The sequence below is a fragment of the Ramlibacter sp. genome (assembly GCF_035554825.1).
GTDB lineage: Bacteria > Pseudomonadota > Gammaproteobacteria > Burkholderiales > Burkholderiaceae_C > Ramlibacter.
The window spans coordinates 33,353-44,514 of the sequence record NZ_DATMHS010000077.1 but is presented as its reverse complement, the minus strand read 5'-3'; the positions used below and the strand labels follow the sequence as shown (position 1 = coordinate 44,514).

Sequence of the window (11,162 nt, the reverse complement as noted above, 5' to 3'; positions counted from 1 at the left end):
TCACCTTTGCCGCCGCTCGCGCGTCTAACGACCAACACAGCGAGAAACCTGCGATGCCAGCCCACCCCGAACCCGCCAGCGGCCTGCCGGCCGCCGCCGCCGACACCGACGTCCAGCTCGCCCTGAGCGCCGCGGCCGGCAATGCGATGGCCTTCGAGACGATCGTGCGGCGCCACAACCGCCTGCTGTTCCGCACGGCGCGCGGGGTGCTGGCGGACGACGACGAGGCGCAGGACGCGGTGCAGGAAACCTACCTGCGCGCATTCACCAACCTCGGCTCCTACCGCGGCGACGCGGCGCTGGGCACCTGGCTGGCGCGCATCGCCATCAACGTCGCGCTCACGTCGCAGCGCAGGAAGGGCCGCGTGGTGCAGCTGGAAGACAGCGGCGACGCCGAGGACGGGTCCGAACCGGAGCACCCCATGGCCGACCACGGCAACGACAGCGAGCGCCCCGACGAGGCGGCCCATCGCCACGAGCTGCGCCAGGTGCTGCAGGCGTCGATCGAAGACCTGCCGCCGATCTATCGCAGCGTGTTCATGCTGCGCGCCGTGGAGGAACTCAGCGTCCAGGACACCGCCTATGCGCTGGGCATCAGCGACGACGTCGTCAAGACCCGGTTCCTGCGGGCCCGCGCCATGCTGCGCGACCGGCTCGCCCTGCGCGTGGAGGGCGGCGTGGCCGCCACCTTCGCCTTCGCCGGCGCCCGCTGCGACGCGGTGCTGGCCCACGTCATGGCCGAACTGGTCCGCCAGGGACTGGTGCGGCTGCACTGACCATCGCCACGCTTTGATTCAACCCAGGGAGACCACATGACATCGAAACTGATCGTTCCTTCCAGTGACCTGATGCTGGCCGGCCGGCGCACCTTCGTCGCCTCGGGCATGCTGTCGGCGGCGGCCGTCGCGCTGCTGGGCGGCCAGGACGCCCTCGCGGCCAAGAGCAAGGCCGGCGCGCAGGGCGACGTCGACATCCTCAACGCCGCGCTCGGGGCCGAACTGCAGGCCATCGCCGCCTACCAGGTCGGCGCCGAGAGCGGCCTGCTCAGCGCCGGCGTGAAGCCGGTCGCCCTCGAGTTCCAGGGCCACCACAAGGCCCATGCCGACGTGCTGGCCGGCACGGTGAGAAAGCTTGGCGGCCGTCCGGTGGCCGCCAAGCCGAAGTACGACTTCCCGCTGCAGCAGCTGAAGAACCAGAGCGACGTGCTGCAGTTCGCCGCCGGGCTGGAAAAGGGCGCCGTGTCGGCCTACCTCGCGGCCGTGCCCAGGTTCGCCGACCGCGCGCTCTCGCAGGCCGCCGCCAGCATCCTGGGCGACGAGGCGATGCACTGGGCGGTGCTGCGGCAGGTGCTGGGCGAGCGGCCGGTGCCGTCGGCCTTCGTCGGCTGACGGCGCGCCGAGCCGGGAGCCATCACATGCACTGCGATCATCGGGACTCGGCCGCGGCCGGGCCGGGGACCACTCGCGCCGCGGCGCGGCGCGCCGCCCTCCTTCCCCTGCTGGCGGCGCTGGCCGCCTGCGGCGGCGGCTCCGCGGGCGAGAGCCCGCAGGAGCTGGCCCTGCGCGGCCGGCAGGTGTTCCGCTTCGACACCTTCGGCGACGAGGCGTTCTGGACCGGCAAGCTGAAGATGCACGAAGTCATCGGCCAGGCGGTCGATCCGACCACGGCCCTGGCCGTCGGCCTGAAGGTCGACACCGACGCCCTGCCGGCGGCCGTGGTGCAAGGCATCCGCGATGGCAGCGTCGACCTGCACAGCCCGGCGACCACCGTCACCCTGCTCAAACTCGGCGCGGTGGTCGGGCTCCAGGGCACCGTGCAGGCCGTGAACGGCAAGGACACGCTGACCCAGGTCGGCGTCACCTGCGCCTTGTGCCATTCGACCGTCGACGACTCGTTCGCGCCCGGAATGGGCAAGCGCCTGGACGGCTGGCCGAACCGCGACCTCGATCCGGGCGCCATCATCGCGCTGTCGCCGGCCCTGCCGACGGCGACCAAGGCGGTCTACACCTCCTGGGGCAAGGGCCGCTACGACCCGCGCTTCAACCTCGACGGCAAGAGCAAGCCGGTGGTGATCCCGCCAGCCTACGGGCTGCAGGACGTCCACAGGATCACGCTCACCGGTGACGGCGACGAGCTCGCCTACTGGAACCGCTACGTCGCGGTGACGCAGATGGGCGGCCTGGGCACCTTCACCGAGCCGCGGCTGAACCTGTCGGTGACCAACGGCACGGTGGATCTGGTCACCGGCAAGCTGCCGGCGCTGCAGGCCTACCAGCTGACGCTGCAGGCGCCGCCGGCCCCGGCCGGCAGCTTCGACGCCGCCGCCGCCGGGCGCGGCAAGGCGGTGTTCGAGGGTCCGGGACGCTGCGCCAGCTGCCACGGCGGGCCGCGGTTCACCGACGCCAACACGACGCTGCATCCACCCGCCGCCTCGATGGTCGAACCGGAGACGCCGAGCTACGCGGCGCGGTCGGCGACTAGGCAGTACCGCACCAGTCCGCTGGCGGGCGTGTGGCAGCATGCGCCGTATTTCCACGACGGCTCGGCGCCGACGCTGGAAGCGGTGGGCCAGCGCTACAACGAGAAGATGGGCCTGGGCCTCAGCGCGCAGCAGATCGCCGACCTGGCGCAGTACCTGAAGTCGCTCTAGTGATGATGATGGCGGTGGTGGTGCGGATGATGATCCGGCGCCGCCTCCGCCTTCTTCGCCCCCAGCCGCGACTCGGTGCCCTTGAGCAGGCGCCCGATGTTCTCGCGGTGCCGGTAAAACAGCAGCATCGCCATCGCGAACAGCGCGATCGCCACCGCCGCATCGACGTACCAGGCCACCCGGTCGCCCAGCAGGTAGTAGACGAAGGCGAACACGGCGGCCACCAGCGACGCCAGCGACGAATAGCGGAAGAAGAAGGCCACCAGCAGCCAGGTGATGGCCGTGGCCAGCCCCAGCAGGGCGTCGATGCCGAACACCACGCCGATGAAGGTGGCGACGCCCTTGCCGCCCTTGAAACGGAAGAAGGCCGGATAGAGGTGGCCGAGGAACGCGGCCACCGCGACCAGGGCCATCGTGCCCTCCTCCAGCCCATAGGGCTTGCCCAGCACCCTGACCAGGAACACCGGAAGGAAGCCCTTCACGCCGTCGAGCAGCAAGGTGATCGCGGCGGCGGCCTTGCTGCCCGAGCGCAGCACGTTGGTGGCGCCCGGGTTCTTGCTGCCGAAGGTGCGCGGATCCTGCAGTCCCATCAGGCGGCTGACGATCACGGCGAAGGACAGGGAGCCGGCCAGGTAGCCGATGACGGTGGCGATGACGGTGTAGACAGGTTGCAAGGAGACCTCCGGCGGGACGAGGCGGCTGCCCACGCTCGCGCGTATTTTGCCAGCGCTACTCTTCGATGGCGCAATGCACCGGCCTGGCGGCCAGCAGGCGCACGCACACCTGCGGATCGATGCCCACCAGGTAGCCGCGGCGGCCGCCGTTCAGGACGATCCGCGGCAGCGCGAGGATGGTGTCCTCGACGAACACCGGCATGGTGCGCCGGGTGCCGAAGGGCGAGGTGCCGCCCACCAGATAGCCGCTGTGGCGGTTGGCGACCTCCGGCTGGCACGGCTCCACCGACTTCGCGCCGATCTGGCGCGCGAGGTTCTTGGTCGACACCTTGCGGTTGCCGTGCATCAGGACGACCAGCGGCCTGCTCTTCTCGTCCTGCATCACCAGCGTCTTGACGACGGTGAACGGGTCGAGTCCGAGCACCTTGGCGCTGTGCTGCGCGCCGCCGTGCTCCAGGTATTGGTAGGGATGCTCGGTGAATTCGACGCCGTTGGCCTTGAGGAAGGCGGTGGCCGGCGTCTCGCTGACATGCTCTTTCCTGGCCATGGCTGGATTGTCTCTCCAGGGATCAACAGCCAAACCCAACAGCCGAACGCAGAGGACGCAGAGGGGAGCCAGAAGAGGCAGAAGAATTCAAGAAATCCTCTTGTCCCTTCTGCGTCCTTTGCGTGCTTTCGCGTCCTTTGCGTTCGGCTGTTGGGTTGCCTGTCCCCCCTCAGTGCGCCGGGTCCCGGATCTCCCAGCGGATGCGGTCGATTTCGGCAAGCACTTCCGGGGACAGCTTGGTGCCCCACACATCCAGGTCCTCGTCCAGCTGGGCCAACGAGGTCACGCCGATGATGGTGCTGGCCACCTGCCACCTGGTGTAGCACCAGGCCAGCGCCATCCTGGTGGGCGTCAGGCCATGCTCGCGCGCCAGCTGGTTGTAGCGGCGCGCCGCGGCCAGCGCGTCCGGGCGGCCCCAGCGCTGCTGGCGCACGGTTTCGTACCGCGCGATCCGGCCGTTCGGCGCGTCCGGTCCCTCGAACCCGGACTGGTCGTACTTGCCGGTGAGCAGCCCGAAGCCGAGCGGCGAATACGCCAGCAGCGACACCCCCAGCCGGTGCATCGTCTCGTCCAGGCCGTTCTCCAGCGCCCGGCTCACCAGGCAGAACACGTTCTGCACCGTCGCGATCCGCGGCAAGCCGTGCTGCTCGGCGAGCCGAACGAACTCGTGCACGCCATACGGCGTCTCGTTGGACAGGCCGATGTGGCGGATCTTGCCCGCCCGCACCAGTTGCTCCAGCGCCAGCAGCTGCTCGTGGATCGAGGTCGTCGACCGTTCCTTCGCCGGGTCGTAATAGAGCTGCCCGAACGCCGGCACGTGGCGCTCCGGCCAGTGGATCTGGTACAGGTCGATGACGTCGGTGTTCAGGCGCTTGAGCGAGGCATCGCACGACGCGACGATGTCGCTGGCCGTCATGCCGCTGCCGGCCCGGATCCACGGCATGCCGCGCGACGGGCCGGCGACCTTGGTGGCCAGCACGATCCGGCGCCGCACGTCCGGCCGCCGGCGCAGCCAGTTGCCGATGATCGTCTCGGTGGCGCCGAAGGTGGCGGCGCGGGCCGGCACCGCGTACATCTCCGCGGTGTCGAGGAAGTCGATGCCGCGCTCGAGCGCGCGATCCAGGATGGCGTGGGCGGTGGGCTCGTCGACCTGCTCGCCGAAGGTCATCGTGCCCAGGCAGATGGGCGTGACGTCCAGGTCGCTCTGGCCGAGGCGGATTCTTTGCATGTGGTGACAGACGCTCGAGTTCTCAGGGCCCAGCATCTTACCGACGCGGCACGGCCGTGCAGGGAGCGTATGCCGGAAGGACCTTCGATCGTCATCCTCAAGGAACAGGCCAGCCCGTTCGCGGGCCGGAAGATCCTGCGCGTGGCGGGCAACACCAGCATCGCCAAGGAGCGGCTGCAGGGGCGGCGCATCGAGGCGCTGCGCAGCTGGGGCAAGCACTTCCTGATCGACGTCGGCGACTTCTCGCTGCGGGTCCACTTCCTGCTGTTCGGCAGCTACCGCATCAACGAGCGCAAGGAAGACCGCGAGCCCCGGCTCGCGCTGGGCTTCGGCCGCGGCGCCGAGCTCAATCTCTACAGCTGCTCGGTGCGCTTCATCGACCAGCCGCTGGACGCGGTGTACGACTGGCGCGCCGACGTCATGTCGGACGCGTGGGACCCGGCGCTGGCACGCAAGCGGCTGCGCGCCGCGCCGCAGACGCTGGCCTGCGACGCGCTGCTGAACCAGGACTGGTTCGCCGGCGTGGGCAACATCATCAAGAACGAGGTGCTGTTTCGCATCCGGGTGCACCCGCTCTCCACGGTGGGCGCGTTGCCCGCCAGGCAGCTGCAGGCCCTGGTGCGCGAGGCGCGCCAGTACAGCTTCGACTTCCTGGCGTGGAAGAAAGCCTTCGTGCTCAAGAAGCACTGGCTGGCGCATACCCGGCGGATCTGCCCGCGCTGCGACATCCCGCTGGTCAAGGCGCACCTGGGCGTGACCAACCGGCGCAGCTTCTTCTGCGAGAACTGCCAGGTGCGCTACTGAGCCTGCCTGGCGCGCTCCTCCTCGCGCAGCCGCAGCACGCGCCGCTGCACCTTGCCGGTGGTGGTCATCGGCAGGGCGTCGATGAACTCGATCTCCTTCGGGTACTCGTAGGGCGCCAGCTTGCCCTTCACGTGCGCCTGCAACTGGGCGATCAGCTCGGCGTCGAATCCCGCCGTCCGGCGCCGCGCCAGGTAGTCCGGTGCCAGGACGACGAAGGCCTTCACCACGGCGCCGCGCTCGCGGTCGGGCTTGGGCACGACGGCGGCGTTGACCACGGCCGGATGCTTGACCAGGCAGTTCTCGATCTCGCTCGGCCCGATGCGGTAGCCGGCGGCCTTGAACACGTCGTCGGCGCGGCCCTGGTACCAGAGATAGCCGTCGGCGTCGCGGGTGGCGAGGTCGCCGGTGCGGCACCAGTCGCCGGTGAACTTGGCCCGGGTGGCGCCCTCGTTGCGCCAGTAGCCGAGAAAGAAGATCGGGTCGGGATCGCCGTGCACGTCGTAGCGGTTGACGGCGACGTCGCCCGGCACGCCGACCGGGCATTCATGGCCGTCGTCGTCGATGACGGCGATCCGGTGGCCGGGATACGGCCGTCCCATGCTGCCGGGGCGGGCCGGCCAGCCGACCGCCGGATGCCGCACCACCGGCGCGCCGCCGGTCGGGTCGCTCCAGGCCATGCTGCAATTGCCCACCACATAGTTGATCTCGGTCTGGCCGAACATCTCGTTGACCACCACGCCGAGCTGGTCGCGGCAGTAGCCGAACACCGCGTCGCCCACCGCCTCGCCGGCGCTCATGATGGCCTGCAGCTGCAGCCGGAACCGGCGGCGGGGCTCGGGAAACGCCTTCATCATGGCCTTCAGCGCGGTCGGGAACAGGAAGGTGTGCGACACGCGGTGCTGCTGCATCAGCTCGAAGGCGAGCTCCGGGCTGAAGCGGCCGTTGTAGCCGACGATCGTGCAGCCGAAATACAGCGTCGGCAGCAAGGCGTCCATCAGGCCGCCGGTCCACGCCCAGTCGGCTGGTGACCAGAACACTGGCGTGTTCCGGTCAGAGCCGCTGGGCGTCGCGCTCGTGGCTTCGCCCGAGCGCGTGCCCGCATTGGGGCTCCCCCCCACCCCAGCCCTCCCCCTCGAGGGGGAGGGAGTCACGGTCGCGCCCGTGTCTGCTCCCTCCCCCGTGCGGGGGAGGGCTGGGGTGGGGGCGGGCACATGCGGGGAAGCCCCGGCTTCGCCGGGGAGGGCTGGGGTGGGGGCGGGCACATAGGGCCCGATTCGGGCTGGGACCTCCCCGGCCAAGTCATTGGCCGGGTCCGGTCCCGGATCGAATCCGAACCAGTTCTGGCTGCAGACGAAGCCGGGCAGGTTGCCGATCAGCGCGCGGTGCGGAATCAGCGCGCCCTTGGGCGGGCCGGTCGTGCCGCTGGTGTAGATCAGGACGGCGCCGTCGTCGGCCCTGGTGGCGACGGCGGGAAAGCGTCCGCGATGGCGGTCCAGTTCCGCCCGCCAGTCGAGATCGGCCCGCAGCGCCGCCGCGCCGACGCCGATGACCGCGCGCAGCGACGGGCAGCTCGCCCGGATCGACGCCACGTTGCCGATCGAGCTGTCGTCGCAGATCGCCACCGCCGCCTCGCCGTTGCGCAGCCGGTATTCCAGCGCGTCGGGACCGAACAGCATGGACAGCGGCATCGCGACGGCGCCCATCTGGAACACGGCCATGTAGGCGATCGCGGTCTCGAAGCGCTGCGGCATCACGATCGCCACGCGGTCGCCGCGGCCCACGCCGAGCGCCGCCAGCGAATGGCTGAGCCGGTCGGCGGCCTGTTGCAGCGCCTGGTAGGACAGCGCACCGGCCTCGCCGACCACCCCGTGGGCGCGGATGGCGATGCGCTGCGCGGCATCGGCGCGGTTCGCCCAGCGCGTGCAGCAGGCCTGCGCGATGTTGAAATCGACCGGGACCCGCCAGCCGAAGCCCGCGTGCATGCGCGCGTGGTTGTCCCTGCATTGACTGGCGCTCATGGCCCGGCTCCTTATGATGGGCTGAATGTACCAAGCGAAGAACGCCGCGCGCAGCGAGTTTGTCCCGATCCGCCAGCTCGACTACCACGTGTGGGTCTGGGGCGAGCCGGCACCGGACAAGGTGCCGCTGGTGATGGTGCACGGCTGGATGGACGTGGCCGCGTCCTGGCAGTTCATGGTCGACGCGTTCGCCGGCGACCCCCACGTGATCGCGCCGGATTGGCGCGGCTACGGCCTCACCCGCTCGGCGCCGACGGACGCCTACTGGTTTCCCGACTATCTGGCCGACCTCGACCTGCTGCTCGACCACTACGCGCCGGACCGGCCGGTGAACCTGGTGGGCCACAGCATGGGCGGCAACGTCGCGATGCTGTATGCGGGGGTGCGGCCGCAGCGCGTGCGGCGGCTGGTGAACCTGGAGGGCTTCGGGATGCCGGCGACCACGCCGTCGCAGGCGCCGCGCCGGCTGGCCAAGTGGATCGACGAGCTCAAGGCCTTCCACCGCGGCGAACTGGACCTGAAAAGCTACGACTCGGCCGACGGAGTGGCCCAGCGGCTGATGAAGACCAACGCCCGGCTTGGCCGCGACAAGGCGCAGTGGCTGACGCAGCACTGGGCGCGGCCCGACGCCGGCGGCCGCTGGCGCATCCTCGGCGACCCCGCCCACAAGGTCATCAATCCCCAGCTGTCGCGCGTGGACGAGGTGCTCGAGATCTACCGGGCGATCACCGCCCCGGTGCTGGCCGTCGAAACGACCGAGGACAGCCTCGCGGGCTGGTGGCGCGGCAAGTACAGCCTCGACGAGTACCACCAACGGTTGACGGTCCTGTCCGACGTCAGGGTCGAGGTCGTGTCCGACGCCGGCCACATGGTGCATCACGATCAACCTCAGCTGCTCGCCGGCCTCGTCGAAGCCTTCCTGGCAGCGTGAATGCAGCATCCGCGCGAAAAATTACCGATGTGTTGTGCCGCCACCAGCTCAAGAAGTAACAGCGCTTGAGGTAGGAACCGTCCTACGTCAGACTGCTGTCACCAGGTGTGTGCGAGGTGACGGATGCGACGGATCTGTTGGGGACTGTGTCTTGGCGTGCTGCTGCCGACGGCCGCGCTTGCGGATGAGTTCGATCAAGGCCTTGCCACCTTGTGGGAGGTGCTGTGGCACCAAAGCGGCACGCCGACCAGGATCGTCCGCTGGGAGAACGACATCCGCGTGCGGATCGGCGGGGTCAACGTCGGCGCCCACCGCGAACACACGCTGCAGGCGCTGCGCGAGGTGACCTCGATCGCCGGCGTCAAGCTGACCGACGTCACCGACCTGCCGCAAGCCGAGCAGCTCGCCAACCTCAGCGTCGAGATCACCGCCGACAACCAGCTGGAAGACAACCAGCCCTGCGTGACCTACCTGGACTTCCGCACCGAGACCCGGATCGACAGCGCCACGGTGCAGATGCGCGAGAAGGACGCCTGGCGCTGCGCCTACCACGAGTCGATGCACGTGATGGGCGTGCGCGGCCACCCCGCCGGCCAGACCGTGCTCAGCTACTTCCCCTGGAAGATCGACGGCCTGCTGCCGCTCGACAAGGTGATGCTGCGCGCCTGGTACTCCAACAAGATGGCGGCCGGCATGACGCCGTTCGAGGCGCTGCCGGTGCTGGCCGACGAGCTGGTGGCCACGCAGCAGGACAAGCAGTCGGCGGGCCGCTCGCGCGACCAGTTCTTCGCCACGATCGTCCAGAAGATGCATGCCTACGCCAACGGCCAGGGCGACGTGCCGAGCGTGGTCAAGCGCTCGGGCAAATCGACGGCGGACGGCATCAAGTTCGGCCGCGGCGAGATGAGCTACTTCCTGGGCATCGCCTACCTCGAGGGCGTGACCGTGCCGCGCGACGCCACCCAGGCCGTCAAGTGGCTGGAGCGCGCCGCCACGCTGGGCAACCGCAGCGCGCAGACCAAGCTGGGCGCCTTCAAGTAACAAAGCCCGGTCCCGGCGCCCGCGCCGGGCCCCGGCGCCGGCAGCCGAGCTGCCGAGCTGCCGTCGTGAGAAAATGGTCGGTTCACTACAACGAATCGCCATGGAAGCAGAACGCATCAATCAGATCGGCACGCAGCTGGCCGACCTCGCCGCCCGGACCGCCGCCCTTCGGGGGTATCTTTGACTTCGATGCCAAATCGGAGCGCCTGAGAACCGTCAACGCGTCGCTGGAAGACCCGCAGGTCTGGAACGACCCCAAGAAGGCCCAGGAACTGGGCAAGGAAAAGAAGCAGCTCGACGACGTGGTCGTCATGCTGTCCAACCTCACGCGCGAGCTCGGTGACAACCTCGAGCTGTTCGAGATGAGCAAGGAGGAAGGCGACGAAGCCGGCCTCGCCACCATCGAAAGCGAAGCCGGCAAGCTCGCCAAGGACGTGGAAGCGCTGGAGTTCCGCCGGATGTTCAACAAGCCGGCCGACCCGCTCAACTGCTTCCTGGACATCCAGGCCGGTGCCGGCGGGACCGAGGCCTGCGACTGGGCCAGCATGCTGCTGCGCCAGTACCTGAAGTACGCCGAACGCAAGGGGTTCAGGAGCACCGTCGAGGACGAGACGCCGGGCGACACCGCCGGCATCAAGAGCGCCACCATCAAGGTCGAGGGCGAGTACGCCTACGGCCTGCTGCGCACCGAGACCGGCGTGCACCGCCTGGTGCGCAAGTCGCCGTTCGACTCCTCGGGCGGGCGCCACACCAGCTTCGCCAGCGTGTTCGTCTATCCCGAGATCGACGATTCGATCGAGATCGACATCAACCCGGCCGACGTGCGGGTCGACACCTACCGCGCCAGCGGCGCCGGCGGCCAGCACATCAACAAGACCGATTCGGCGGTGCGCCTGACGCACATGCCGACCGGCATCGTGGTCCAGTGCCAGGACAGCCGCAGCCAGCACAGCAACCGAGACGTCGCCTGGAAGCGCCTGCGCTCGCGCCTGTACGACCACGAGATGCGCAAGCGGATGGAAGAGCAGCAAAAGCTGGAGGACACCAAGACCGACGTCGGCTGGGGCCACCAGATCCGCAGCTACGTGCTGGACAACAGTCGCATCAAGGACCTGCGCACCGGGGTCGAGATCTCCGCCACCCAGAAGGTGCTGGACGGCGACCTGGACGCGTTCATCGAAGCGTCCCTGAAGCAAGGCGTATGACCGCAGCGCCGAGCACCGCCGGGCCGCCCCGAGCCGCGCAAGCCACCTTCCGGACCGGGGAGGA

Annotated in this window: 11 protein-coding genes; 7 read left to right on the top strand and 4 right to left on the bottom strand. The window is 69.4% G+C overall.

Features of this window, described 5'->3' with window-relative positions; all coding sequences use genetic code 11:
• Window positions 1-53 precede the first annotated feature (53 nt).
• The 3 genes from VNT59_RS09515 to VNT59_RS09505 are packed head-to-tail and all read left to right on the top strand — an operon-like array spanning window position 54 to window position 2,650.
• A complete protein-coding gene (locus VNT59_RS09515) occupies window positions 54-776 on the top strand; it encodes an RNA polymerase sigma factor (protein ID WP_325498095.1) in 723 nt (240 codons plus the stop codon).
• 36 nt (window positions 777-812) lie between these two features.
• The gene (locus tag VNT59_RS09510; RefSeq protein WP_325498094.1) at window positions 813-1,388 is read left to right on the top strand and encodes a ferritin-like domain-containing protein; all 576 of its coding nucleotides are present in this window, start codon (window positions 813-815) and stop codon (window positions 1,386-1,388) included.
• 26 nt (window positions 1,389-1,414) lie between these two features.
• On the top strand, window positions 1,415-2,650 hold the full coding sequence (locus VNT59_RS09505) for a c-type cytochrome (protein WP_325498093.1): 1,236 nt from the start codon (window positions 1,415-1,417) through the stop codon (window positions 2,648-2,650).
• Here the strand turns inward: VNT59_RS09505 and plsY are convergent.
• From plsY to VNT59_RS09490, 3 genes are all read right to left on the bottom strand, one after another.
• The gene (gene plsY, locus VNT59_RS09500) at window positions 2,647-3,324 is read right to left on the bottom strand and encodes a glycerol-3-phosphate 1-O-acyltransferase PlsY (protein WP_325498092.1); all 678 of its coding nucleotides are present in this window, start codon (window positions 3,322-3,324) and stop codon (window positions 2,647-2,649) included. The two genes, VNT59_RS09505 and plsY, sit on opposite strands and share 4 nt — an antisense overlap.
• A 55-nt stretch (window positions 3,325-3,379) precedes the next feature.
• Window positions 3,380-3,871 carry an aminoacyl-tRNA deacylase gene (locus VNT59_RS09495; RefSeq protein WP_325498091.1) on the bottom strand — a complete coding sequence of 164 codons (492 nt, stop codon included), beginning with the start codon at window positions 3,869-3,871 and terminating at the stop codon, window positions 3,380-3,382.
• A gap of 169 nt (window positions 3,872-4,040) precedes the next feature.
• Window positions 4,041-5,099, bottom strand: a complete 1,059-nt coding sequence (locus tag VNT59_RS09490) for an aldo/keto reductase (RefSeq protein WP_325498090.1) — start codon at window positions 5,097-5,099, stop codon at window positions 4,041-4,043.
• Between the two features lie 69 nt (window positions 5,100-5,168).
• On the opposite strand from VNT59_RS09490, the gene VNT59_RS09485 reads away from it, so the two are divergent.
• Entirely contained in the window at window positions 5,169-5,903 is a 735-nt protein-coding gene (locus tag VNT59_RS09485) for a DNA-formamidopyrimidine glycosylase family protein (protein ID WP_325498089.1), read from the top strand.
• Here the strand turns inward: VNT59_RS09485 and VNT59_RS09480 are convergent.
• The gene (locus VNT59_RS09480; RefSeq protein ID WP_325498088.1) at window positions 5,897-7,921 is read right to left on the bottom strand and encodes an acyl-CoA synthetase; all 2,025 of its coding nucleotides are present in this window, start codon (window positions 7,919-7,921) and stop codon (window positions 5,897-5,899) included. The genes VNT59_RS09485 and VNT59_RS09480 overlap by 7 nt on opposite strands.
• Before the next feature lie 25 nt (window positions 7,922-7,946).
• On the opposite strand from VNT59_RS09480, the gene VNT59_RS09475 reads away from it, so the two are divergent.
• From VNT59_RS09475 to prfB, 3 genes are all read left to right on the top strand, one after another.
• The gene (locus VNT59_RS09475) at window positions 7,947-8,852 is read left to right on the top strand and encodes an alpha/beta hydrolase (RefSeq protein WP_325498087.1); all 906 of its coding nucleotides are present in this window, start codon (window positions 7,947-7,949) and stop codon (window positions 8,850-8,852) included.
• Between the two features lie 123 nt (window positions 8,853-8,975).
• On the top strand, window positions 8,976-9,893 hold the full coding sequence (locus VNT59_RS09470; RefSeq protein WP_325498086.1) for a hypothetical protein: 918 nt from the start codon (window positions 8,976-8,978) through the stop codon (window positions 9,891-9,893).
• 100 nt (window positions 9,894-9,993) lie between these two features.
• Window positions 9,994-11,098, top strand: a protein-coding gene (gene prfB / locus VNT59_RS09465) for a peptide chain release factor 2 (protein ID WP_325498085.1) whose coding sequence is annotated in 2 segments (ribosomal slippage) — window positions 9,994-10,074 and window positions 10,076-11,098 — 1,104 coding nt in all. Because the reading frame shifts where the segments join, the coding sequence is not laid out codon by codon here.
• Window positions 11,099-11,162: the final 64 nt, after the last annotated feature.